23 protein-coding genes are annotated in these 24,600 nt (G+C 63.3%); 14 read left to right on the forward strand and 9 right to left on the reverse strand.

Translation table 11 applies throughout. The annotated features are described in order from the left end of the window. Window positions 1–118: 118 nt before the first annotated feature. Together QPW08_RS06160 and QPW08_RS06165 are read left to right on the forward strand one after the other, a co-directional pair. Window positions 119–598 carry a glycine zipper 2TM domain-containing protein gene (locus tag QPW08_RS06160; protein ID WP_284124856.1) on the forward strand — a complete coding sequence of 160 codons (480 nt, stop codon included), beginning with the start codon at window positions 119–121 and terminating at the stop codon, window positions 596–598. Window positions 599–766: 168 nt separating this feature from the next. Next, window positions 767–1,477, forward strand: coding sequence for a hypothetical protein (locus tag QPW08_RS06165; RefSeq protein ID WP_284124857.1), 711 nt, complete (start codon window positions 767–769; stop codon window positions 1,475–1,477). 6 nt (window positions 1,478–1,483) lie between these two features. On the opposite strand, the gene astD is transcribed toward QPW08_RS06165, so the two are convergent. Both astD and QPW08_RS06175 read right to left on the reverse strand, forming a co-directional pair. Continuing rightward, window positions 1,484–2,899, reverse strand: coding sequence for a succinylglutamate-semialdehyde dehydrogenase (gene astD, locus QPW08_RS06170; RefSeq protein ID WP_284124858.1), 1,416 nt, complete (start codon window positions 2,897–2,899; stop codon window positions 1,484–1,486). A gap of 111 nt (window positions 2,900–3,010) precedes the next feature. Continuing rightward, window positions 3,011–4,417: a protein adenylyltransferase SelO family protein gene (locus QPW08_RS06175; protein WP_284124859.1), complete on the reverse strand. Its 1,407-nt coding sequence runs from the start codon at window positions 4,415–4,417 to the stop codon at window positions 3,011–3,013. A 70-nt stretch (window positions 4,418–4,487) separates the two neighbouring features. Here QPW08_RS06175 and QPW08_RS06180 point away from each other — a divergent pair, with 70 nt between their 5' ends. The 5 genes from QPW08_RS06180 (at window position 4,488) to QPW08_RS06200 (ending at window position 10,294) form a co-directional block, all read left to right on the forward strand. Beyond that, window positions 4,488–5,372: an alpha/beta fold hydrolase gene (locus tag QPW08_RS06180; protein WP_284124860.1), complete on the forward strand. Its 885-nt coding sequence runs from the start codon at window positions 4,488–4,490 to the stop codon at window positions 5,370–5,372. Continuing rightward, window positions 5,369–6,511, forward strand: a complete 1,143-nt coding sequence (locus tag QPW08_RS06185) for a glycosyltransferase family 4 protein (RefSeq protein ID WP_284124861.1) — start codon at window positions 5,369–5,371, stop codon at window positions 6,509–6,511. The genes QPW08_RS06180 and QPW08_RS06185 overlap by 4 nt, the downstream gene beginning before the upstream one ends. A 110-nt stretch (window positions 6,512–6,621) precedes the next feature. After that, window positions 6,622–7,407, forward strand: coding sequence for a tetratricopeptide repeat protein (locus QPW08_RS06190; protein WP_284124862.1), 786 nt, complete (start codon window positions 6,622–6,624; stop codon window positions 7,405–7,407). Between the two features lie 43 nt (window positions 7,408–7,450). Continuing rightward, window positions 7,451–8,812, forward strand: a complete 1,362-nt coding sequence (locus tag QPW08_RS06195; RefSeq protein WP_407674565.1) for an outer membrane protein assembly factor BamB family protein — start codon at window positions 7,451–7,453, stop codon at window positions 8,810–8,812. Between the two features lie 126 nt (window positions 8,813–8,938). Further along, complete coding sequence (locus QPW08_RS06200; protein WP_284124864.1) at window positions 8,939–10,294, forward strand: methyltransferase family protein; 1,356 nt, start codon at window positions 8,939–8,941, stop codon at window positions 10,292–10,294. Between the two features lie 6 nt (window positions 10,295–10,300). On the opposite strand, the gene QPW08_RS06205 is transcribed toward QPW08_RS06200, so the two are convergent. From QPW08_RS06205 to QPW08_RS06215, 3 genes are all read right to left on the reverse strand, one after another. After that, window positions 10,301–10,609, reverse strand: coding sequence for a putative quinol monooxygenase (locus QPW08_RS06205; protein WP_284124865.1), 309 nt, complete (start codon window positions 10,607–10,609; stop codon window positions 10,301–10,303). 19 nt (window positions 10,610–10,628) lie between these two features. Continuing rightward, window positions 10,629–12,011, reverse strand: a complete 1,383-nt coding sequence (locus tag QPW08_RS06210) for a glutamate--cysteine ligase (protein WP_284124866.1) — start codon at window positions 12,009–12,011, stop codon at window positions 10,629–10,631. A 62-nt stretch (window positions 12,012–12,073) separates the two neighbouring features. Next, window positions 12,074–12,919 (reverse strand): 16S rRNA (uracil(1498)-N(3))-methyltransferase, encoded by an 846-nt coding sequence (locus tag QPW08_RS06215; protein WP_284124867.1) that lies wholly within the window; start codon window positions 12,917–12,919, stop codon window positions 12,074–12,076. A 39-nt stretch (window positions 12,920–12,958) separates the two neighbouring features. On the opposite strand from QPW08_RS06215, the gene ubiA reads away from it, so the two are divergent. From ubiA to QPW08_RS06230, 3 genes are all read left to right on the forward strand, one after another. Further along, the gene (gene ubiA / locus QPW08_RS06220; protein ID WP_284124868.1) at window positions 12,959–13,873 is read left to right on the forward strand and encodes a 4-hydroxybenzoate octaprenyltransferase; all 915 of its coding nucleotides are present in this window, start codon (window positions 12,959–12,961) and stop codon (window positions 13,871–13,873) included. 162 nt (window positions 13,874–14,035) lie between these two features. Beyond that, window positions 14,036–16,789 (forward strand): ATP-dependent DNA helicase, encoded by a 2,754-nt coding sequence (locus tag QPW08_RS06225; protein ID WP_284124869.1) that lies wholly within the window; start codon window positions 14,036–14,038, stop codon window positions 16,787–16,789. Beyond that, complete coding sequence (locus QPW08_RS06230; protein WP_284124870.1) at window positions 16,786–17,316, forward strand: SixA phosphatase family protein; 531 nt, start codon at window positions 16,786–16,788, stop codon at window positions 17,314–17,316. Before QPW08_RS06225 ends, QPW08_RS06230 begins: the two co-directional genes overlap by 4 nt. Here QPW08_RS06230 and soxR read toward each other — a convergent pair. Then, window positions 17,313–17,753, reverse strand: coding sequence for a redox-sensitive transcriptional activator SoxR (gene soxR, locus QPW08_RS06235; protein WP_284124871.1), 441 nt, complete (start codon window positions 17,751–17,753; stop codon window positions 17,313–17,315). The two genes, QPW08_RS06230 and soxR, sit on opposite strands and share 4 nt — an antisense overlap. A gap of 137 nt (window positions 17,754–17,890) precedes the next feature. Here soxR and QPW08_RS06240 point away from each other — a divergent pair, with 137 nt between their 5' ends. Beyond that, a complete protein-coding gene (locus QPW08_RS06240) occupies window positions 17,891–18,262 on the forward strand; it encodes a VOC family protein (RefSeq protein WP_284124872.1) in 372 nt (123 codons plus the stop codon). 48 nt (window positions 18,263–18,310) lie between these two features. On the opposite strand, the gene QPW08_RS06245 is transcribed toward QPW08_RS06240, so the two are convergent. Beyond that, window positions 18,311–19,519, reverse strand: coding sequence for a methionine gamma-lyase (locus QPW08_RS06245; protein ID WP_284124873.1), 1,209 nt, complete (start codon window positions 19,517–19,519; stop codon window positions 18,311–18,313). A gap of 117 nt (window positions 19,520–19,636) precedes the next feature. On the opposite strand from QPW08_RS06245, the gene QPW08_RS06250 reads away from it, so the two are divergent. Further along, the gene (locus QPW08_RS06250) at window positions 19,637–20,086 is read left to right on the forward strand and encodes an Lrp/AsnC family transcriptional regulator (protein WP_284124874.1); all 450 of its coding nucleotides are present in this window, start codon (window positions 19,637–19,639) and stop codon (window positions 20,084–20,086) included. 12 nt (window positions 20,087–20,098) lie between these two features. On the opposite strand, the gene QPW08_RS06255 is transcribed toward QPW08_RS06250, so the two are convergent. Continuing rightward, on the reverse strand, window positions 20,099–21,304 hold the full coding sequence (locus tag QPW08_RS06255; RefSeq protein WP_284124875.1) for a GGDEF domain-containing protein: 1,206 nt from the start codon (window positions 21,302–21,304) through the stop codon (window positions 20,099–20,101). 351 nt (window positions 21,305–21,655) lie between these two features. On the opposite strand from QPW08_RS06255, the gene QPW08_RS06260 reads away from it, so the two are divergent. Next, window positions 21,656–23,293, forward strand: coding sequence for a lysine--tRNA ligase (locus QPW08_RS06260; RefSeq protein ID WP_284124876.1), 1,638 nt, complete (start codon window positions 21,656–21,658; stop codon window positions 23,291–23,293). 3 nt (window positions 23,294–23,296) lie between these two features. Here the strand turns inward: QPW08_RS06260 and QPW08_RS06265 are convergent, their stop codons facing one another. Further along, on the reverse strand, window positions 23,297–23,965 hold the full coding sequence (locus tag QPW08_RS06265; protein ID WP_284124877.1) for a prolyl hydroxylase family protein: 669 nt from the start codon (window positions 23,963–23,965) through the stop codon (window positions 23,297–23,299). 68 nt (window positions 23,966–24,033) lie between these two features. Between QPW08_RS06265 and QPW08_RS06270 the strand changes: the two genes are divergently transcribed. Beyond that, a complete protein-coding gene (locus tag QPW08_RS06270) occupies window positions 24,034–24,585 on the forward strand; it encodes a cytochrome b (RefSeq protein ID WP_284124878.1) in 552 nt (183 codons plus the stop codon). Window positions 24,586–24,600 lie beyond the last annotated feature (15 nt).

Consider the following 24,600-nt stretch of genomic DNA (forward strand, 5'->3'; position numbering starts at 1 on the left):
CTGACACCGATGTTGCACCCTGTTCAGCTTTGACCTTTTAAACATGAACACATCGGACGACGCACTGGTGGAGCCGCCCGACCCACCGCCAGTTCGAGAAAGGATTTTGACGATGCACATGACCATCAAAGCAGCCGCTCTCGCCATTGCCGCAACAGGCATGGCTGTCGCCGCACCTGTTGCCGCTGCTCCTGCGAGCCAGGCCGTGTCTATTAGCGTAACCAGCCATGGCGCACCTGCCTGGCAAGAAGATACCGCGCAACATCACCGCCGCTGGCATCGCAATGGCTACGGCAAGCGCGACCGTGATTATCGCGACTACCGCGACTATCGCTATCGCGACCAGCGCTATCGCGGCGACCGCTATTATGGCGAGCCGGTTTATCGCGACACCCGCGTATGGCGCGGCCGTGACGGTCGCTATTACTGCCGCAGGCGCGACGGGACCACCGGCCTGCTGATCGGCGGTGTTGCCGGTGCCCTGGCCGGACGCGAGCTGGCCGGCCGTGGCGACCGTACGCTTGGAGCGCTGCTGGGCGGTGTCGCCGGGGCCTTGCTTGGCCGTGCGATCGACCGGGGCGATTCGCGCTGTCGCTGAGACGACCTGACCTGAATTGACGACCTTCGGCCCTTCGGGGTCGCAGCGCGGCACCCCACCAAGCCGCGGAAGATGCCCTGTTCCCGCTTTGCCGGGGCAGGGCATCTTCAATTCCTGCAAAGCCGCGTGTTGACGGGGTTTTCATTCCCGGCGCAGTAAGGGGGCGACATGCGCCTGATGCTCACCCTTTCATCGCTTCTTGTGCTGGCGGCCTGTTCCAGCGAGCCTGAGGAAGTACCGGTCGTGCCGGAGCGTGACCCTGCAACGACGCAAGCGCTGAGTGACCAGATCATGGTCGATCCCGACCTGACGCAGCAGAATGAAGCCAATGCTGCCTTGACGGGGGGAACAGATCATTCGTTGCCCCCTATCGTCGCCACCCGCGAAGCGATCGAGGATGCAAAACTGGAAGCGGCTGACCTCGTTGGCGGTTCGAGCCAGCTCAAGCCGCTCGGAAAGACAAGCGAACAAGGTGACCCACTGCCGGAAGGGGCGCTCTATTCCGTGACCGAAATGGCCAAGCTCACGCCTGGCACCTCAGCTTGCGCTGATAGCGCCAGTTTCACTGCCATGTGGGCAGCGAAGATGCCCAAGGCATTTCCTGTCTATCCGCGTGGCAATACGATCGAAGCGGCGGGCAGCGACACCGACCCCTGCAGCTTGCGCGCGATCCGTTTCCTGACCCCGGTTTCGACCGAGGACGTGCTGGCATTCTACACAGCGAGCGCGCGGAAGGAGGGGTATTCTACATCGCACCTTCTGCGTGGCGAGATCGAGGAACTGAGGGGCGCCAAGGGAAAAGGCAGCTACGCTGTCTATGTCCGGCGGCGCGCCTCGGGTATTAGCGATGTGGGTCTGGTGACCAGCGGGGTCGATTAACCGGACCTAGCCGTCGCGGAAGCCGACACCGACAGTGGCGCGGGGCTGGTCCATCTCGCTACTTGCAACCGGATAGGCGCAATAGTCAGCAGCATAATAGGCTGCGGGCCGATGGTTGCCCGACAGTCCCAGACCACCGAACGGTGCCTTCGACGAGGCTCCATTGGTCGGCTGGTTCCAGTTGACGATCCCGGCCCTGACGTTGGCCCAGAACTTGTTGTAGTCCTGCGGGGAGCCCCCGATGAGCGACGCACTGAGGCCAAAGCGGGTGTTGTTCGCTTCGGCAATTGCAGCGTCGAGATCCTTGACCTTGATGACCTGCAGCAACGGCCCGAACAGTTCCACGTCCGGGCGATCCTTGATACCGGTCGTATCGATGATCGCCGGGCTGAGGAACGGCAGATTGTCGTCCGCCCGCGTCATGTGCTTGATCGCCTTGCCGCCGTTGGAGAGGAAATAGAGGAAGCTTTCGACCAGCTGGTCGGCCGACTGATTGTCGATCACGCAACCCATGAACGGCTGGGGCTCGGCAAAGGGCTGGCCCACGATCAGCCGGTCGGACAGGCGTTTCACCTCTTCGACGATCGGGTCGTACATGCTTTCGACCACAACCAGCCTGCGCGCGGCCGTGCAGCGCTGCCCGGCGCTGGTAAAAGCAGAACGGACCACCAGTATCGCCGCGTCGCGCACCAGCGGGGTGTCAGTCACCACGATGGGGTTGTTGCCACCCATTTCCAGGGCGACAATCTTGCCAGGATTGGTCGCGAGCTTCTTGTTGATCGCGATACCCGCTTGCGCGGAACCGGTGAATAGCACTCCGTTGACATCGCGATGGGCAACCAGTGCCTGCCCTTCGGCCGGGCCGCCCGGCAGGAATTGAGCCACAGCGGCGGAAATGCCGGCCTTGTTGAAGCACTTCATCAGCAGTTCGCCGACAGCGGGAGTTTTCTCGCTTGGCTTGAAGATCACCGCATTCCCGGCGATCAGTGCGGGAACGATGTGGCCATTGGGCAGGTGCGCGGGGAAATTATACGGCCCCAGCACCACCATGACACCATGCGGTTTGTGGCGGACCGCCGCGGTCCCCCCGATCCCGCTGTCGAGCTTCTTCTGGCCGGTCCGGTCGCTATAGGCGGAGATCGAAATATCGACCTTGGCGACGACCGATTCGACTTCCGTACGGGCTTCCCAGAGAGGCTTGCCTGTCTCCTTCGAAATCAGTTCCGCCATCTCGTCGCTGACCGAACGCACTTCGTTGGCGAAGCGACGGCATAGTTCGATCCGGTTAGCGAGAGGCTTGGCCGCCCATTCAGGCCATGCCCGGCGTGCGCGAGCCACAGCCTTGTCGACATCGCCGACCGGGCTGCGCCACAACTCTTCGCCGGTCGCAGGGTCGAAGGATATGATTTCGTTCTGCCTCACAGTCGCGCGATCAATTCTCTGGAGCCGGGCGAAAATGCCCTGCTCGACTCTCCGGCGAGGCTTCTAGCGCAATAGGCGAGAGCGTCAATTCAAGCATTCTTGGGCATTTACTCAATTTACATGACCCGCAGGTGCCAGGACTTCGCCATGCGCTTCGCCAGCAGCGCGCAAGCGCGCAACCTTGTCATGAAGCGGCTGCCAGTCGTTCCGTTCGGCGATGGCGGACCACAGGGTTTCCACCTCGTCGATCAGCATGCTCTCAGGTGGGCTCTCGCGCCAGTAGTCGTGCGTCAAAGCGTCCGGTGTCGCGGTATATCCTTGCAACAATTCTCCGAGATCGCCTTCGCCGCCACGCCCGCCGCGATGATGGTGGAAGAATGCATCGGGCTGCCACTTGCCTTCGCGCATCGCCTTCTCGCTAGCTCCAACAAGCTCAGTGTCGGCTTCCGGGCCGCGCGGTTCCAACCCCAGTCGCCAGCACCAGCGCCGGGCGATGGCTTCCCCATAGAGCGGGCCAAACCGGTTCATCGCCGCGATCAGCGGCTCGGCTTCGGTAAGAGCGCGCAGGGCCACGGCGAGCTGGCCGCAGTTCCAGTGCAGCGCTTCGGGTTGGCGACCAAAAGCATAGAGCCCGGTCTGGTCGAAATAGGCCGCGGTGAAGCCCGGGTCCCACGCCGGCAGCCACCGCCAGGGGCCATAATCGAAGCTCTCGCCGGTGATGTTCATGTTGTCGGTGTTGAGCACGCCGTGCACGAAACCTGCGACCATGTAACTGGCAGCAAGATCGGCCATCCGTTCGACCGCCATATGCATCAGCTGCACGGCAGGTTCGTCGCGCCCGGGCGCATCTTCGGGCGGAGGCGGGCCGGGGAACTGCGCAAGGCAATAGTCGACCAGCTGCGCCATATGCTCAGGCTCTTCCATCACCAGCAAGCGCTGGAAGCTGCCGATGCGGATATGCGAATGGCTTAGCCGCACCATGACGGCAGAACGCGCAGGCGAGGGTTCGTCATTGCGCTCCAGCTCCTCGCCCGTTTCAATGACCGAGAAGGTTTTCGACGTATTGACCCCGAGCGCTTCAAGGAATTCGGTGGCGAGGATTTCGCGCACTGCGCCTTTCAGGGTCAGCCGCCCGTCTGCAGTGCGGCTGTAGGGGGTCGTGCCCGAACCCTTGGTACCCAGGTCCAGCAGGCGGCCTGCCCCGTCGCGCATTTGTGCGAACAGGAAGCCGCGCCCGTCACCGATATCGGGGTTGAAGACACGGAACTGATGACCGTGATAACGAAGCGCGAGCGGCTGCGGGACATTGTCGCGCAACGGTTCGAAACGGCCGAAATGGCGGATCCACTTGTCTTCGGATAGTCCGGCGAGACCAACCGTTGCAGCATGGCGATCATTGCGAAAGCGCAAGATGGTTTCGGGAAAATCCGCCGATTCGACCGAATCGGCCAACCAGTCGGCAAGCGAATCGATGGGCGTGTCGGGATGGTAGCTCGCGGCTTGCGGTTCAGGGCGCATGGCGCGATAGTGGGGGCAAGGGCTTGGTCACGCAAGCGAAGGCGCAACGATTTCTCGAAGGCATGGCGATTTGACAGACACAGCCGTTCTCGATCGCCTGACCGACGATCGCCCATTTGCCGATCGCTTCTGGAATAGCGAGGACGGGCTGGCATTGCATTATCGGGACTATGACGGGTCGCCGGATCGGCTACCGGTGGTCTGCATGCACGGACTGACACGCAACGCCCGCGATTTTGCCGGGCTGGCGGCAATCCTTGCCCCGTCGCGGCGAGTGATCGTGCCGGAAATGCGCGGGCGCGGCGATAGCGCCTATGCCAAGGACAGCAGCACATACGAGGGCGGACACTATGTTGCCGACGTCGCCAGGCTGCTGGGGGAACTGGGCATCGATCGCTTCATCGCCATTGGTACCTCGATGGGCGGGATCATGACGATGTTGCTCGCCAACGCCTACCCGGGGCGGATCGCAGCGGCGGTCATCAACGATATCGGCCCGCGCATCGAGGCGGTGGGGCTAGCGCATATCGGCAGCTATGTCGGGCAAGGTCGCAGTTTCGAGACCTGGATGCACGCTGCCCGCGCCTTGCGCGAAGTCCAGTGTGCTGCGCATCCCAAGTTTGGCATCGAGGACTGGCTGGCGATGGCCAAGCGGGTGATGGTGCTGGGGCAAGGCGGGCGCATCGCCTTCGATTACGACATGTCTATCGCCGATACTTTTTCCGAGGGCGAAGCACCTGATTTGTGGCCGTTCTTCGAAGCGTTGGCAGACGTTCCGATGGTGCTGGTGCGCGGGGCGCGGTCCAATATCCTGTCGCAGACCACCGCCGAGCAGATGCAGTCACGCAGCAAGGCACTGGAGATCGTGACTGTAGCCGAGACCGGCCATGCGCCTTTGCTGACCGAACCCGAAGCGTTGGCCGCAATCGACCGCTTGCTCGAGGCCGCACCGTGACGGCCGCCAAGCCGCTCCCGACCGGGCGGATCTTGCACTTGCACTCGACCTTCTCGCCCGGCGGCAAGGAGTTGCGCTGTGTCCAGCTGATCAATGCGCTTGGTTCGAAAGTCGAGCATGCGATCGTCTCGGCAGTGCCCGAGGCGATGGGGGCCGCCGAACGAATTTCGAAGGCAGCGCGCGTCAGCTTCCCGACCGGCTTCCCTTCGCTTCGGGGATTGCCGTGGCCGTGGCGCCTGATGGCTCTGGCCCGGGCCATGAAACCCTATGACCTCGTGCTGACATACAATTGGGGCGCAATGGATGCGGTGATGGCGCATACGCTGTTTTCCGGTCCGCTCGACCTGCCACCGCTGATCCACCACGAAGATGGCTTCAACGAAGACGAACAGTCCGGGCTGAAATCTCGCCGCAACTTCTATCGCAAACTGGCGCTGGGAAAAACGCATCGCCTGGTGGTGCCATCGGAAACGCTCGAAGCCATCGCGCTGGAAGTATGGGAGCAGCCTTTCGGGCGTGTCCTCAATATCCCGAACGGGATCGATTGCATGGCCTTCGCGAAAACGCCTGCACGCAATGCTGTGAGCGGGGTGACCAAGCGTGACGGCGATCTTTGGCTCGGTACGCTTGCCGGCCTGCGCAAGGTCAAGAACCTGCCCCGGCTGGTGCGCTCATTCGCCGCCATGCCGGACCCGTGGAAGCTGGTGATCGTGGGCGAAGGTCCGGAAGAAAGCGCGATCCGGGCGGAAGCGGCCCGGCTGGGCTTGGCTGACCGGGTCATCCTGCCCGGTTTTACCCCCGATCCCGCGCGCTACGTCGGCCTGTTCGACATTTTTGCCTTGTCTTCAAATTCCGAGCAGTTTCCGATTTCGGTTGTCGAAGCCATGGCCGCCGGCCTGCCGGTGATTGCCCCCGCAGTCGGCGATGTGCCCCACATGGTATCTGGCGAGAATGCCTCGCTGATAACGTTGCCGGGCGACGAGAAAGCACTGGGTGAGGCCATGCTTTCGCTTGCTGGCGACGCAGCCAAGCGCGCGGGAATTGGCGCTGCCAACCAGGTTTTGGCGCGCGAGCGCTATGACCAGCATTCCATGATAGCTGCCTACCGCCGGCTCTATGCGCAGGCGATGGAAGGTTAGCTGGCTCCACAACTTCACCTGCCGTTCACGCGGCTCCGTGTTGATTTGCCCCGGTCGCGACCCTAAAGACGCGCTCAACCGATTTTCAGCTTCAGAAAGATGAGCCCCACGTGGCCCTGACACCCAGCAACTCCAAATCTCCCGACGACAAGAAAGCAGAGCAGAAGGCGGCGCAAGATGACGCTCTCTTGCGCGAAGTCGACGATGCTGTCCGGCAAGACCAATATGCCGACTTTGGCAAGAAGTACGGGCGGCCCTTGCTGGCGGCGCTGGTGCTGGGGCTGGCGGGCTTCGGCGGCTACTTGTGGTGGGACAGCGAGCAGGAAGCGGCCATGGAAGCCGATTCCGAAGCAATCGTTTCCGCGATGGACCAGCTCGATGCGGGTAATTTGCAGACCGGGCGCGAAGCGCTCGAAAAGCTCGGCAGCAGCGATCATGCCGGTGCGCGTACCGTTGCCTTGATGCTGCAGGGCGGGGCGCTGCTGGAACAGGACGATAGCGAAGGCGCTGCGCGGATCTTCGGCCAGGTGGCCAATGACGCAGAAGCACCCCAGGCCTATCGCGATCTCGCAGTGGTGCGTCAGGTCGCGATCCAGTTCGACACCATGGAGCCTGCCGACATAATCACCCGGCTCAAACCGATTGCAGTGCCGGACAACGCATTCTTCGGCAGCGCGGGCGAGATGCTGGCGATGGCCTATCTCGACCAGGGCAAGCGCAAGGAGGCGGGCGAACTGTTCAGCCAGATCGCGCAGGACGAAGACGTGCCGCAGTCGCTGCGGGGGCGCGCGCGGCAAATGGCCGGCGTGCTGGGCGTCGATGCAATCACCGATGTCGACAAGGTGCTGGAAGAAGCCGGTGCCGACACCGGAACGACGCCTGCAACGGGCAATTGAAATTCTATAGCTTCGTGGTCGCCCAGGAATGCTGTTTGACGGGATGGGATCGATGAATTCGACTGGAAAGACTTGGGCCATGAAGGCTGCCACCGCTGCAATGCTGGCGGTTTCCCTTGCGGGCTGTTCAGGCGGCCTGTTCGGCGGCGGCGAGGACAAGAACAAGACACCGACTGTCGGCAACCGTGTACCGGTGCTGTCGCGGATCGAAACCGGGGCGTCGGTCGATCCGGCGCTGGCAGGTGTCGCGGTCGTGCTGCCTCCGGCGCAAGTCAATACCACCTGGGCAATGGCAAGCGGCACTGCCAGCAAGAGCTACGGTCACCTGGCGCTAGGCGATAGCCTTGGTCGGGCCTGGACTGCGCAGATCGCGGGGGCGAGCAATCGCGTGCGGCTCGGCGCTTCGCCTATCGTCGCCGATGGCAAGCTGTATGCGGTTGATACCGACGGTACGGTTCATGCGTTCGATGCTGCAACCGGTGGCCGTTTGTGGCAGCACCGCGCCGAAATCGACAAGGGCGCGCGCAATTCGTCTTTCGGTGGCGGGGTCAGCTATGCCGGTGGCCGGGTCTATGCCACCAATGGTGTCGGCGAAGTGACTGCTCTCGACGCCAGTAGCGGACAGCTGGTCTGGAAGGTCAAGCATGGTGGCCCGCTACGCGATGCGCCGACGCTGGCTTTCAACCTCGTGATCGTGACGACGCAGGACAACCAGATCTTTGCTCTCAATGCCACCGACGGTTCGGTCGCATGGCAGGAATCGGGTTCGCTGGCGCAAGCCGGCGTGTTCGGAGTGGCCTCGCCGGCTGCTGGACAGGGCTCGATCATTGCCGGTTACAGCTCGGGCGAGCTGTCGGCCTATCGCTATGAGAACGGCCGGACGCTGTGGTCCGATGCACTGGCGCGAACCTCCATTTCGACCACTGTCGGCTCGCTGACCGATATCGATGCCGATCCGATCATCGATTCGGGCCGTGTTTACGCGCTGGGGCAGGGCGGTCGCATGGCCGCCTATGAGCTGGTCACTGGCCAGCGCATCTGGGAACTCAACCTGGCAGGGATCTCGACCCCCGCCATCGCCGGTGAGTGGATTTTTACCCTGACCGACGATGCCCGCATGCTCGCCATCCAGCGCTCGACGGGCAAGGTCCGCTGGATCAGCCAGCTGGCGCGCTACAAGGACGAGAAGGACAAGGAAGGCCCGATCTTCTGGACCGGGCCGGTGCTGGCCGGCAATTCGCTCTATGTGGCCAGTTCGCGCGGTGAAATCTGGCGTCTGAGTACCGGCGAAGGCAGCGCGCAGCTGTTCCAGGACATCAAGCAACCGGTCAGCGTACCGCCGATCGTCGCCAACCAGACGCTTTACGTGCTGGATGACAGCGGCACGATCCACGCCTACCGCTAGGTTTCCTGGCATCGATTTTGCAGGGTTAGCGCGCTGGAATTAACCTCTGGCGAGGTCTGCGCCCCGTTTCTGCACGCTGCCGGATCTCTTACCCGCAATTTAACCCTTTGCGCGTAAGGGAATCCCATGCGCGCGAGCGAGCAATCCCACCGGCTCCCCGAGAGCGATGTGTCGTCCGGAGTCGGCCTTGCCGGCCTGCTGGGGCTGGCCGCGTGGATCCTGTTCTGCCGCAACTACGCGCCGATCGCCGATACGCTGGGCCTGCCCGGTCCGCATGCGCCGATGTCTGGCCCCTTTGCGTCACTCGCGGCCATGGTGTTCACCGCCGGGCCGATGGTGGTGTGGTCCTTGCTGGTCGACAAGGTTCACTTGCGCCCTTCCACCGGGATCGACTGGACGTCCGTTCGCCCGCGCGATGAAACCTTGCCCGTCTCCTCGGTCAAGCTGATTGGTCTGTGGGCAACCTGGGCGATCATCGCCGGCTTTTACTGCCTTGGCCGGTGGTACTGGGACGGGCAATACCAGTTTGCCATGCAGGTGCTCAGCCTTGCGCTGGTGCCGATGCTGGTGCTGTCGATCCCCTATGTCATCTGGCTCGATCGGCGCATGATCGAGCCGCGGGACCATGCCTGGCACTTCGGGGCCATGCTGCTGGCGCGCGAGGCCTACGACCCGGATGAAGTGAAAAAGCACTGGCGCGCATGGGCCATCAAGGGCTTTTTCGGCGCGTTCATGATCTCGATACTGCCCGGCGGTTTCCAGCAAGTGGTGGAGGCTGATTTCACCGTGCTGGCGCAGAACCCCGCTCAATTCGCGTGGACGCTTATTGCCCTGCTGTTCGTGGTCGATGTGCAACTCGGCACGGTCGGCTATCTCGTCACCTTCCGCCCGCTCGATGCGCATATCCGCAGCGGCAATCCTTTCCTCGCCGGCTGGGTGGCAGCTCTGCTGTGTTACCCGCCATTCGTGTTCGGTTTCATGGGCGGCGAAGGGATCATCGCTTACGAGGTATACACGCCCGGCTGGACGCACTGGTTTGCTGGCAATCCCTTGCTGCTCGGCCTGTGGGGCGCGATGCTGGTGTTCCTTACGGCGATTTATGCCTGGGCGACAGTTGCGTTCGGCATTCGCTTCTCAAACCTGACCTATCGCGGTGTGCTGACCAACGGGCCTTATCGCTTTACCCGGCACCCCGCCTACATCTCAAAGAACCTGTTCTGGTGGCTTTCGGTACTGCCGTTCCTTGTCAGTGCAGACGGCTCGATCGTGGACGTGATCCGCAACACTTTCTTCCTCGGCGTCACCAGCGCGATCTACTATTGGCGCGCCAGGACCGAGGAAGCACATTTGCTGGCTGAGGATCCGAAGTACCGCGCATATTACGACTGGATGCAGCAGCACGGCCTCATCACCGCGCCGCTTGCCCGCATGCTGCGCAAGTTCCGCCCGCGCGGGCCGATCATCGCGCAACCGGCGGAATAGCGCGCCTCAGAGCGGCTTGCCGTCGTCGGTTTCGTAAATCCGCAGTTCGCGGCCCAGCGGCGGGTGCGCGGCCATGACTTTCTGGAACTCGGCCATGTGCGGCGACTGGCCGTGCGCGGCGAGCGATTCGGCATCGCGCCAGCGCTCGAACAGGATCAGCGTATCGGGATCGGTCAGGTCCTGCGCGAAGGTATAGTCGAGGCAGCCATCCTCGGCGCGAGAGGCCTCGACCTGGGTCCTGATCGCATCCATCAGCGGCCCTGCGTTAGCGACGGTGCCGGGGGCCAGTTTGACGGTGCCGTTGATCTGGATCATGCGCTCTCTCCCTTCGGTTTCAGAAACTGTATTTGTAGACCCGCTTGATATCGCCGCCCCATTCGCCGTGATATTTGTCGAGCAGGCGTTGGGCTGGGACCTTGCCGCTTTCGACGATCTCGTCGAGCGTGGAGAGGAAGCCGGTTTCGTTGTCGCCGCTCTGGCCCAGGCGGTTGCGGGCGGTGAGGCCCTGGCGGGCGATCTTCATCACGTCCTTCGCAAGGTCCTGCAGGCGGTGGCCACCGGGGATCTCGGCATCGAGCGCGAGCTTAGGCACCGCATTGCGCAGCGCCTCGCGCTCTTCCATGGTCCAGTCCTTGACCAGCTCCCACGCGGCATCGAGTGCAGCCTCGTCATACAGCAGGCCGACCCAGAAAGCGGGCAGGGCGCAGATGCGGCTCCATGGCCCGCCATCGGCACCGCGCATTTCGAGGAAGCTCTTCAGCCGCACTTCGGGAAAGGCGGTGCTGAGGTGATCCCACCAGTCGCTCTGCCGGGGCTTCTCGCCAGGCAGGACGGAGAGCTTGCCCTCGAGAAAATCGCGGAAGCTGAGGCCCGCCGCGTCGATGTATTTGCCGTCGCGATAGACAAAGTACATCGGCACATCGAGCATGTAGTCGACCCAGCGCTCATAGCCGAAGCCGTCTTCGAACACGAAGGGCAGCATGCCGGTGCGATGCGGGTCGGTGTCTGACCAGATGTGCGAGCGATAGCTGAGGTAGCCGTTGGGCTTGCCTTCGGTGAAAGGCGAATTGGCGAACAGCGCGGTGGCGAGCGGCTGCAGCGCCAGCGAGGTGCGGAACTTCTTCACCATGTCGGCTTCGCTCGAGTAGTCGAGATTGACCTGGATGGTGCAGGTCCGCAGCATCATGTCGAGGCCCAGGCTGCCGACGCGCGGCATGTGCCGCAGCATGATGTCATAGCGGCCCTTGGGCATGATCGGCAGCTCTTCGCGTGTCTTGTCGGGCCACATGCCGAGTCCGAGGAAACCGATCCCGCACTTCTCGCCGACTTCCTTTACCTGCGCCAGATGACGGCCGGTTTCGTTGCAGGTCTGATGCAGGTTTTCGAGTGGCGCGCCGGAAAGTTCGAGCTGGCCGGCCGGTTCGAGGCTGACCGCGCCGTCTTCGCCCTTGAGCGCGATGACATTGCCGTTCTCTTCCACCGGAATCCAGCCGAAGCGCTGCAAATTCAGCAACATGTCGCGGATACCGCAGGGCTCGTCGTAAGACGGCGCGCGGAAATCACCGCCGTCTTCGGGGCGCTTGTAGACGAGCTTCTCATGCTCGGTGCCGATGCGCCATTGGTCCTTGGGCTTCTCGCCACGCTGCATCGGCGCAACCAGCTGGTCGCGCGATTCGATGATGGGGTCCTCGGCCCCGCTCTCCTCCCGAGTGCTCATGCCCGCCGCGTTAGGCCGCGATCATCACGAGGCCAAGGAAAAACGGTTTTCCTATGCAACGTCTATCCTTGCCAGTCGCCGACGGTACCCATCCACAAAGCCGTCGCGGCGATGGCAGCGGTCTCGCCGCGCAGGATTCGCGGTCCGAGTGAGATTGCGCGCGCTTGAGGATGGGCGCGGATGACCTCGCGCTCGGTGTTTTCGAAGCCGCCTTCGGGGCCGATCAGCAGGGCGGCCTTGGCGAGTGGTGCGTTCCCGCGCAGGCGGGAACCTCCTTCCACCTGGTCGTCCAGCTGTGGTTCTTCACTGGCCTGAGGTCCCAGCCTCCGCTGGGACTCGTAACAGGATTTGAAAGCCGCTTCAGCGGGCTCGCCTCCCAATTCGTCGGCGAAGAAGAGCGCCCGGTCGGTGGGCCAGTCGCGTAGCAGCGCATCGAGCTTCAGCGGCTCTGCCAGTTCGGGCAACGCTGTGCGCGCGCATTGCTCGGCCGCCTCGGTGACGATGGTTCGCGCCCGCTCGGCGTTGAGCTTGTCGGCAACGCAGCGGCGGGTCACGACCGGATGGATGGCGCGCACGCCCAGCTCGGTGGCTTTCTCCAGCACCAGGTCGAACCGGTCTTTCTTGAGCAGCGCGGGGAGGAGCCATAGGTCGGGTACTTGCTCGCGTTCGCGCAGCTTCTCGACCGGTTCGAGCGTGACTGCGCGTTTCGCCGCATCGATTACTCTGCAGGCCCATTCACCGGTCACATCGTCGCACAGGATCACGGCGTCGCCCACGCCAATGCGCATCACCTTGCCGAGGTAATGCGCGGCGTTGCCTTCCACGGTCACCGGCACGCCGGCAGCGATGGGGTCGGGTACAAACAGGCGCGGTGCAGATCGCGGAGGCCAGGCGGGTATGGCAGGCATGGCTAGGCAGGTGGCACGGGGCGCGTTAGGGGGCAAGTGATGACTGAAGCAGCGCCGCCCGACATCGTCCCCGATACCGAACACCGCGGGCTGGTCGCACGGCTGCCGCAATTGCCGCGTGACCTGGCACAACTGGCGCGGTTCGACCGGCCGATCGGGTGGTGGCTGCTATACTGGCCCTGCGTGTGGGGTGTGTGGCTGACCGGCACGGGGTGGCAGCTGGCGATGCTGGCGTGGCTGCTGCTGGGGGCTGTCGCCATGCGGGGTGCGGGCTGCGTCTATAACGATATCGTCGATGCCGACCTTGACCGGAAGGTCGCGCGCACCGCGGTCCGCCCGGTGGCGAGCGGGCGAGTCTCCAAGAAGCTGGCGTGGGGCTGGCTGCTGGCACTGTGCGGGATTGGCCTCATCGTCCTGCTGCAATTGCGCTGGGAAGCGCAGCTGGTGGCACTGGCGAGCCTGGTGCTGGTCGCGGCCTATCCCTTCATGAAGCGGATCACCTGGTGGCCGCAGGCATGGCTCGGCATGGTCTTTACCTGGGGCCTGCCCGTCGGGTGGGCGGCGTTCCGGCTCGACAATCTCGATGCGCTGGCCGCGCTCTACCTCGGCTCGGCCTGCTGGGTAATCGGTTACGACACGATCTACGCCATGCAGGACCGCGAGGACGATGCGCTGGTCGGCATCCGTTCCAGCGCGCTGCGCATGGGCGCGCATGTGCAGGGCGGGGTGGCGGCCTTCTATGCCGGGGCGATTGCGCTTTGGGCCCTGGGCTTCTGGCTGCTGCGGGCCGACTGGATCGCGCTGCTGACGCTGATCCCGGTCGCGGCGCATTTCGCGTGGCAGGTGGCGACGCTCGACGGCGAGGACGGTGCCAACCCGCTCGAACGCTTCCGCTCCAACCGCTGGGCCGGGGCACTGATGGCGGCGGCGTGCTACGTGGTGGGCAACGCGTGAGGGCATTGGGGCAAGCCACCCAAATCCGTTCGCCCTGAGCCTGTCGAAGGGCAGCCACAACCGTTGCGGCTGGGCTTCGACAGGCTCAGCCCGAACGGACGTAGGGAAGTTGGCTGGACCGGGTGTTTACTTTTCGTTCCACCTTCCCCAACACTCTGACCGATGCCCGCGATCCCCCTTCCAGCGCTCCACGCCAGCCATGCCGGAACATGGCTGAAAGACGGCAACGCGCCGACGCGAGGGTGCTCCAAGGGTGAAGCGATCAATGCGGCAGCGGATACGCCGGTGCTGATGCTCAACGCCCCGCTGGTGGCGACGCGGCTGGGCTATCCCGACCTGTCCGGGCTCGATTTGCTCGAGCTCTACGCCTTCGTCCATCCGGCCAAGTTCTGCGTGCCGACGCCCAAAGGGCTGGCGCACGCGCTGGGGCTGGAGGAACCCGTCGGCGACGATGCTGTCCCCGAACTTCTGCAAACTGCGGCGGGCAAGCTGCTGGAAACATGCGAGAGTACCGACTGGGTCGAGCGTGAAGGCGCATGGAGCGTGCTGCAATCGCTGGCCCGGCTGCGCTGGCCGTGGGCGGGAGTGCTCGCGCCGCATGTCGCCAAGCCCGAAAAGGCAGAGAAGTGGCTGTTCAGCCGCCTACCCGAATGGGAGGAAGCGCCCGAGCGCCCGCAGCCCGCGCAGGTCGTGCTGAGGGACGAGGAAGTCGCGGCGCAGCTCGATGCGCTGACCGGCGAGGGTGCGGAGAAGCGCGAAGGACAGCGCGCCTATGCGAGGGATGTGGCGAAGGTCTTCGCGCCCCGGGACAAGCGCGCCCAGCCACACGTCCTCCTGGCGCAGGCGGGGACGGGGATCGGCAAGACGTTGGGCTATCTAGCCCCGGCCTCGCTGTGGGCGGAGAAATCGCACGGCACGGTCTGGGTCAGCACCTATACCAAGAACCTCCAGCGCCAGCTGCGGCGCGAGAGCCGCCGGGCGTGGCCCTCCCGCCGGGCCGACGGATCGCAGCCGGTTGTGGTGCGCAAGGGGCGCGAGAACTATCTCTGTCTGCTCAATCTCGAGGACGCGCTGCAGGGCGGCTTTGCGGGTCGGCCGGCGGTGCTGGTGCAGCTGGTGGCGCGCTGGGCGGCCTATAGCGCCGATGGCGACATGATCGGCGGGGACTTGCCGGGCTGGCTCGGCACGCTGTTCCGCAAGCGCGGGATCGCGGCGCTGACAGACCAGCGCGGCGAATGCATCTATGCCGGTTGCCCTCATTACCGGAAGTGCTTCATAGAGCGCGCGACGCGTGCGAGTGCGCAGGCCGATCTCGTCATCGCCAATCACGCGCTGGTGATGGTCAATGCCGCGCGCGGTCGGCACCAGGGCCAGCCGCCGACGCGGGTGATCTTCGACGAGGGCCATCACGTGTTCGACGCTGCCGACAGCACCTTCGGCGCGGCACTTTCCGGGCAGGAGGCGATCGAACTGCGCCGCTGGATCATCGGCCCGGAGAAGGGCAATCGAGGACGCCGCCGGGGCCTCGCGGCACGGCTGGCAGACGTCGCGAGCTATGACGAGGCTGGCGGCGAAGCGGTGGAAGCCGCAGTCGAGGCGGCCCACCAATTGCCCTCTGATGGCTGGATCGGTCGGCTGGCGGAGGGGCAGCCGTTCGGCCCGGTCGAGGCGCTGCTGGGGCAGGTCCGCGCGGTTACCTATGCCCGCGACGAGAGCGGGGCGCAGGATGCAGGCTATGGCATAGAGACCGAGGTTGCCTCGCTCGAAGGCCCACTGATCGAGGCCGCGCAAGAGGCCGGGGCCGCGCTCGCGGCGATCCGCGGGCCACTGATGAAGCTCGGCCAGCGGTTGGAGGCGGTGCTGGAAGACGCGCCTGACTGGCTCGATGGGCAGGGCCGGGCCCGGATCGAAGGCGCGCGCCACTCGCTGCGCTGGCGGATCGATCTGCTCAGTGCATGGGAAGCGGTGCTAGCGCGGCTGGGTGGCCCGGCGGACCCTGACTTTGTCGACTGGTTCGCGGTCGATCGCAACGATACACGCGAATTCGATATCGGCATCCACCGTCACTGGCTCGACCCGATGAAGCCCTTTGCACATATCGTGCTGGAGCCCGCGCATGGCGTGATGCTGACCAGTGCCACGCTGACCGATCGCGGCGATGCGGGGGAAGACTGGGAAAGTGCCATCGAAGCCAGCGGTGCGCCGCATATCGAACTCCAGCCCAAGACCTCCAGCGCGCAAAGTCCGTTCGACTATGCCAGCCGCGCCGAAGTGCTGATCGTGACCGATATCAAGCGCGGCGACCTCGCTGGCCTCGCGGGCGCCTATGCGAGGTTGATTGAAGCGGCAGGCGGCGGGGTGCTGGGGCTGTTCACCGCGATCAAGCGGCTGCGTGCGGTCTATGGCCGCATCGCCGACCGGCTCGCACGCGCCGGTCTTCCGCTCTATGCCCAGCATGTCGATCCGATCGACACCGGCACGCTGACCGACATTTTCCGCGATGATCGCAAGGCCAGCCTGCTTGGCACCGATGCCCTGCGCGACGGGGTCGATGTACCGGGTGAGAGCCTGCGCTGTGTGGTGATGGAAGCTGTGCCGTGGCCGCGCCCGACGATCCTTCACCGCGCCCGCCGTGCGGCGCATGGGGGCGGCAAGTATGACGACCGCATTATCCGCGCCCGGCTGGCGCAGGCCTTCGGCCGCCTGATCCGCAGCCGCGAAGATGCCGGCTATTTCGTGGTACTCTCTGCAGCCTTTCCCAGTCGCCTGCTGTCGGCATTCCCGCCCGGCACGCCAATAACCAGGCTGACACTGGATGAGGCTTTGGAACGGGTTGCAGCCGGGCCGCCCAGCGGCGATAGAGCGGTTGAGCGAGAGGTTGACGAATATATGCCGTGGGAGTCGCAACAGGAATGAAGATCTTGGGTCTGTTGCGGCATGCCAAGTCCGACTGGGACGATATGTCGACGCGCGATTTCGACCGCGGACTCAACCAGCGCGGGCGACGCGGGGCGGCGCTGATGGGCGAGCATATCCGCGAGGGCGACTATGATTTCGACCTGCTGCTCGCCAGCCCGGCAGAACGGGTGAAAAAGACGCTGGAGTCTGCGGAGCTCGGCATGACGCCGCGCTTTGACCAGCGGCTCTACCTCTCCAGCGCCGACACCATGATCGACGTGATCCATGAAAAGGGCGGTGAAGACCAGGCGATCCTTGTCTGCGCGCATAATCCGGGCTTGCAGGAAATGCTGCTGCGCCTGATCGCGCCGTCGAACGAGAATGCGCTGTTCGACGAGGCGAGCATCAAGTTCCCTACCGCTGCCTTTGCGGTGATCGAACTCCCCATCGACGACTGGAGCGAGCTGGGCGGCGAGGATGGCCAGCTCGTCCACTTCATGCGCCCGCGCGATCTCGACCCCGAACTGGGGCCGGAAGGCAACTAGTCGAGCACCTGCCGCGGCCCCGGACCTTTCTCTCCAAGCCTGTCCTGCGGATTGTAAAGCGCGCATTTCTTGAGGCTCAGACAGCCGCAGCCGATACAGCCGTCGAGCGTTTCGCGTGCCCGCTGCAGCTCGGCGATGCGCTGGTCGAGTTCGGTGCGGATCGCGCGGCTGATCGCCTGCCAGTCGCGCGCGGTCGGTGTGCGGCCCTGCGGCAGGCGTTTCAACTGCGATTCGATTTCAGCCAGTGACAGGCCCAGCCGTTGGGCGATGAGGATAAAGCTGAGGCGGCGGATATCGCTCCGCAGGAAACGGCGCTGGTTGCCGCTGGTGCGGAAGGCACCGATCAGCCCCTTGTCCTCGTAGTAACGGATGGCAGAGACGGCGAGGCCGGTGCGCCGGGCGAGTTCGCCGATAGGCAGCAGGTCGTTCTTGTGCATGGCCGCGAGCATTAGCGCATTAATAGCTTGACCTCAACTTAGCTTGAGGTTGCAAAAGGATCGGCACGTGATTCGTTTCAACCGTTTCGCAGCACCGGCAATGTGGCGCTGCGGGGCAAAACCGAAGGAGTGCCACCATGCCCAAGGGCTATCTCGAACACGCCAATGTTACCGTCAGCGATCCCCAGCGCTCGTCAGCCCTGATGCAGGCACTGTGCGGCTGGAAGGAACGCTGGAGCGGACCTTCACGCCTCGGCGGCCAAACCATCCATGTCGGGGATGAGGCACACTATATAGCATTCTACACGGCCGGACCCGTTGCACGCCGCTATTCTAAGGGCCAGCCGCTCAACCACCTCGCAGTGGTCGTCGACGACCTTGATACAGCCGAGCAGGCGGTCCGCGACGCAGGACTGGAGCCGGGCGAGCGTGACGTCTACGAACCCGGCCAGCGGTTCTACTTCTTCGATTGGGACGGGATCGAATTCGAGGTGGTCAGCTATGAATGAGCTGATCCCACGCCAGCCGCTTTTCCCTGTGCGCCAGCGCAGTGACCGTCAGGCCGCGATGGACAACTCCGAGGCTGCCAGAGCCTGCCCGAGGTCTGCGAATATGTCATCGAGGTCTTCCAGCCCGACCGAAAGTCGCAGCAAGCCCTCACCAATCCCGTGGGCCGCGCGCTCTTCGGGTGTGTAGGTCGAATGCGTCATCGACGCCGGGTGTTGCACGAGCGTTTCGGCATCACCCAGCGAGACGGCCCGCAGCACCATCTGCAGCCGGTTCATGAAGCGGATGCCCTGATCGTACCCACCGGCAAGGTCAAAGGCGATCATCCCGCCCGGCAGTGCCATTTGCTTCGCTGCGAGATCGTGCTGCGCAAAACTTGCCAGGCCGGGGTAGTGAACGGCCGATACCTCCGGCCGGGCCTCAAGCCATTCGGCCACTTCCACGGCATTGGCGCTGTGGCGTTCCATTCGCAGGGCCAAAGTCTTCAGGCCGCGCATGACAAGAGTCGCGGTGAACGGGCTCATGACCGCTCCTGTCATGTCCTTGAGCCCTTCGAGCCTGACCCGCTGCATCATCTCAGCCGACCCTGCGACGAGACCTCCGACAAGGTCGCCATGCCCGCCGAGATATTTGGTCGCAGAGTGCACCACGATATCCGCACCCAGTTCGATCGGGCGGGTCAGTGCGGGGGTGGCATAGGTATTGTCCACGATAACGCTCGCCCCATGGCGCTGTGCGACTTCGCTGATGGCAGCAATATCGACCAGCCGCATGTTGGGGTTGGCCGGGGTTTCAAAATAGACGACCTTCACATCGTCAGTCATGACCTCTTCAAGTGCGGCCGGGTTCGTGAGGTCGACATGCACCAGCTTGACGCCGAACTTGGCGAGCCCGTGGCGGAAGAAGGCGAAGGTACAGCCATAGAGCGTCTTGTCAGTGACGATGGTATCGCCTGCCTCCAGCAAGGTCCACATCACAGCCGTGATGGCACCCATTCCCGAGGCGGTGGCGACGCCCGCTTCTGCGCTTTCCAGCGTGGCGATGCGTTGTTCGAGTAGATCCAGCGTCGGGTTCGAAATGCGTGAGTAGAAATATCCCGGCTGTTCCCCGGCAAAGATCGCTCCGCCTTGCTCTGCACTTTCGAACGCAAAGGTCGAAGCCAGATGCATTGGCGGCGTGAGTGCACCCTGGTTGTCTCTCGGGTCATACCCGTGGTGGATGGCGCGGCTGGAGAAACCGGAAAGCGGGGAACGACTCATGCGAAATGCCTTCTTGCTGGTGTTTGCACGAGATTAGCGTCTTTCGATTGGAATTTCTCTCCAATCTATGCCACGATTGCGTCCAGTATTAGCAGAATATGCTAAGGAAGCTGGGAAATGGACCGCAAGGACAGGCAAATTCTGCGCGAGCTGCAACGCGATGGTCGATTAAGCAATGCGGACCTGGCTGAGCGCGTGAACCTCTCGCCGTCGCCCTGCCTGCGGCGGGTCCGCAATCTTGAGCGGGCCGGAGTGATCGATCGCTATGTCGCAATCGTCAATCGGGAAGCTGCCGGCTATCCGGTCACCGCACTGGTCCAGGTCACGCTGGCCCGGCACGAACGCGAAGTGGTCGAAGCGTTTGAAGCGCGGGTTCGCGAAACACCCCAGATCCTGTCCTGCCGCCTGCTGACGGGAAGCTCGGACTACCTGCTGGAAGTGGTGATGCCGGGCATCGATTCCTACGAAGCCTTCATGCGCGACACTTTGCATACGACCCCCGGTATCGCGACCATCAACACCAGTTTCGTCTATGGCAGCATCAAGGAAACCGTCGAGCTGCCGTGATCGGGTGATCGACTACGCTGCGTGAGCTTCTACGCGGTTCCGGCCGCGTTCCTTGGCACGGTACATGGCGAGGTCCGATTTCTGCAGCGCTGTATCCAGCGATTGGCCTGACCTGACGCTGCACAGGCCGATGGATGCGCTGGTTGTGACGCCTTCAAAATTGCGAACCTTGGTCCCGAGCTCCTCGATCCGGGTGCGGATGAGTTCGGCTGAGGACAAGGCGAGCGCCCGGTCGAGATTGGTCAGCACGAAGACAAACTCTTCGCCGCCCAGTCGGGCTGAGACATGCGGTCCGCCGGGGATGGAGGTTTCGAAATCCCGCAGGATATTGGCCACCGCAATCAGCACATGATCGCCGGTTGCGTGGCCGTGGGTGTCGTTGACATGCTTGAAGTGATCGAGATCCAGCGTCAGCACATGTTTGCGCTTATGGGGGGCAAGGCCGGGCCATTCCTCCTCGAACAGGCAGCGCCGGTTGCGCAGGCCGGTCAGCGGATCACGATGCATCAGGAATTCCGCGTGTGCGAGTGAGTCCGCCAGTTCCTCTCCCAGCAGGCGGTTCTCGACCAGCATCTCGGCTGAAAGTCTGCGCTGGTGCGAGGAAGCATAGGCGAAGCCCGCGATCGCAAGCAAAAGGCCATGCGCATAGATGAAGGCCTGTAGAGCCATGAATTCCGGCGCGGAAAAGAGACCGGCGGTCACTGTCACGCTGAAGCCGGCGATAAAGGCGATCATCAAGCGCGGGGTTGGTGACAGGAGCACAGTCACCAGCGCCACACCGACAAAGGTGCCGGCACCAATCGCCATGCGTGCGGGGTGCAGGAAGGGATCGACCAGCAATGGCAGCAGCAATAGCGCCCAGCTCGCCCCGCCGAAGGCGAGTGTGAAGCCAAGCCCCCACATCGTTGGCCGGATCACTTTGCCGGCCTCGAGCTTTTGCCGCAGCCGGTTCCACATCGTGCGAGTACCGAAGATGGCCGCAGCGCGCGCCAGCAACGGGATCACGAAGACGCTGGCATTGGGCATGAGCGTGGCAGCGAGGCCCATCACCAGCAATCCGACAAGGTTAGCGACCAATGCCTTTTCTTCGGTGATCGCAACCCCGCGCACAGTCTCGTAGCGGACCTCGCGATACCAGGATTCGTCGCGCACGACGGCCACCGTGCCAGAGGCATCCTGGTCGAACCGATCGATAGAGAGAATTGCCCCCTGCGACATCAGGTGGTTGCTATCGCAGATTGTGGTTAAGGTACGGTAAGGCCTTGCTGGCGCTGCCCCTTGGTCTGGGCAGCAACATCACTCTGCAGGCTTGTGTGCTTCCCTACACGAACAATTTGTGCCTTTATTGGGTTCGGGCAGCCCGGCTTCGCCAGATGGGCCGGTGGCGGGGGCCTCCCATGTTGGTCTAGTTCGGAGTAGTCCGGACAAAACCCATTTAAAAACAATTTGATGGAGTGATTTGGCGAAGTTGACACGGTGTCAATTTCGTCAAGCAAATGTCAACCGCGCCGACCGCCGACTCTCCTTCGCACTTGCAACACGCATCGCCCTCACGCAAAGGCGCTTCCCATGAGCATGCAAGACCTGATCGACGCCGCCCGAGTATCCAAGTCCTGGCCTTTCCAGGAGGCACAGCGGCTGCTCAAGCGCTATCCCGATGGTACCAAGCCCGCCAAGGACGGGAGCACGTCGCCCGTGCTGTTCGAGACCGGCTACGGCCCCAGCGGCTTGCCGCATATCGGCACCTTCCAGGAAGTGCTGCGCACCACGCTGGTCCGGCGCGCGTTCGAAGCGATGATCGGCGCGCGGCCCGAGGATGGCAAGACGCGGCTGGTCGCTTTCAGCGACGACATGGATGGCTTGCGCAAGGTGCCCGACAATATCGACCGCAAGGATGTGCTCGAGGCCAATTTGCACAAGCCGCTCAGCCGTATCCCCAGCCCGTTCAGCAACGAGCACGAAAGCTATGCCGCGCACAACAATGCGATGCTGCGCGAATTCCTCGATCGGTTCGGGTTCGACTACGATTTCGTTGCTTCGTCCGACATGTACAATTCAGGCAAGTTCGATGACGCGCTGCGGCAGGTCCTGCGCAAGAACCAGGACATTCTCGACATCATGCTGCCGACCCTCAGGGCCGAGCGTGCCGCGACCTACTCGCCGGTGCTGCCGATCAGCCCGGTCACAGGCAAGGTGTTGCAGGTCCCGGTCGAAGTGGTCGATGCCGAGGCAGGCATGGTTCGCTTCACCGACGACGACGGTACAGTGGTTGAACAGTCTGCGCTCGGCGGCCTGTCCAAGCTGCAATGGAAGGTCGACTGGGCGATGCGCTGGTATGCGCTGGGCGTCGATTACGAGATGTATGGCAAGGACTTGACTGACAGCGGCGTGCAGTCTGGCAAGATCGTTCAGGTGCTGGGCGGCCGCAAGCCGGAAGGACTGATCTACGAGCTGTTCCTCGATGAGAAGGGCGAGAAGATTTCCAAGTCGAAGGGCAATGGCCTGACGATCGAGGAGTGGCTGACCTACGGCACGGAAGAGAGCCTGGGCTTCTATATCTTTCCCAATCCCAAGAGCGCCAAGCAGCTGCATGTCGGGGTGATCCCGCGTGCGGTCGACGATTACTGGCAGTTCCGCGAGCGGATTCCGGAACAGGATCTGGACAAGCAACTCGGCAACCCGGTGTGGAACCTGCTGCGCGTCAATGGCGGCTGGGAAGCAGAGGAAGCGCCGGGTGCGGGGGATAGCCTGCCAGTCAGCTACGGCCTGCTGCTCAACCTCGCCAGCGTGCTGGGGACCGAAGCGAGCGAGGCCAACCTGGCCGACTATCTCGATACCTATCTCGGCGATGTCGAGCGCGGGCCGGAGCTCGACAAGCTGATCACCGCAGCGGTCAATTACACTCGGGACTATATCGCGCCGACGCTGAGCAAGCGCGCGCCCGAAGCCAATGAAGCCGAGGCGCTCAAGGCGCTCGATGCGTTCCTGGCCGACGCTTCAGGCGACATGAGCGCGGAAGATTTGCAGACCGAGGTCTATGAGATCGGCAAGCGCGAGGAGTTCGGCTTCGAGAACCTGCGCGACTGGTTCAAGGCGCTCTACCAGACCCTGCTCGGCAGCGACCAGGGCCCGCGCATGGGCAGCTTCATCAAGCTCTATGGAATTGAAAATAGCCGCAAACTGATTGCAGAGGCGCTTGCTCGCTAGGCCTCAGTTCCATTTGCGGGTGCGATACCACTTGGTGATGACATATTTGACGCCCTGCTGCACCGGGGTTCCGGCGTGGAGAGTGTCTTCGTTCGGGGTTCCGTCGGGCAAGGCGTTGTTCCAGCATAGCAGCACGCCCGGCTTGGGTTCGATATTGATACCGACCTCGGGAAAGCCGGTTGCCCCGCCGGCCTCGACCTTGTTGAGGAACATCATCGCTGTCCAGCTGCGCTGGCCGCCACGCTTGCGCTCGCCTTCCCAATAGGCCTGGTTGGTGTGGAAGAAGTCATGGTGCGGCTTGAATTGCTGGCCCGACATATAGCGCTGGCCCTGCATCGTCTCGCCAATCTTGCTGGGCAGGCCCAGCACCTTGTCGATGCGGTCCGACAGCACTTTCACGAACGGATCATGCGGGTTGAAATTGCCGGAATAGGAGGTGCGGAAACCTTCGCGCTGGGTGCCGTCATACAGCGTGCTGGGCTGGGCGACGACGTCGATCATCATCATCAGCTTCTTGCACTCTTCGGCGCTGACGAATTCCTTCACGGCATAGATCTCGGCCTTGTCGGTCGGGATCTTTTCGGCCTTGGGGTTGGCGTCGAGCGCCTTGCGCGCCATCCGGCCGACCCGGGCGAGCGCATCCTTGTCGGGAATGAGTGTCTTCGTAGCCATGGCGGCAACGCTAGCAGCGCGGCCCGGCTCCTGCTAGATGCCGCAATGGGATTGAGCGGAGAGATTGCATGACCGCAATAGGTCGCAGCAAGTATTCAGGCGTGGCGATGATTTTCCACTGGGTCATCGCCATCGCCGTGATCGTCAACTGGCGCATCGCCGAGGCGGCCGAGCACGGCGCCACCGATGCCGAAAAAGGCGCAATCATGGCCAACCACAAGGCACTGGGGATCACGATCCTGGTGCTGACGTTGGCGCGGCTGGCGTGGCGGCTGAAACAAAAGGTGCCGCCGCTGCCGGACAGCTACAAGGCGTGGGAAAAGGCTGTCGCGCGCGGCCTGCATATCCTGTTCTACGTGCTGTTGATCGGTCTTCCTCTGGGTGGCTGGCTGGGCAGTTCGTTCTACGGCCGCGGGATCGAATGGTTCGGAATGTTCAGCATTCCGGCACTGCCAGTGGGCGAGAACTTCGAAACCGGCAAGGCTATACTCGAGCTGCATCACACCGGTGGTTCGATCTTCATCTACCTGATCGCGCTACACATCCTTGCGGCGCTGAAGCATCAGTTCCTGGACAAGGAAGGCGGGATCACCCGCATGCTGCCGTTCGGGCGGGCCTGACGCCCGGACCGATCC

The organism is Parerythrobacter aestuarii, assembly GCF_030140925.1.
In the GTDB taxonomy this organism is placed as follows: domain Bacteria; phylum Pseudomonadota; class Alphaproteobacteria; order Sphingomonadales; family Sphingomonadaceae; genus Parerythrobacter; species Parerythrobacter aestuarii.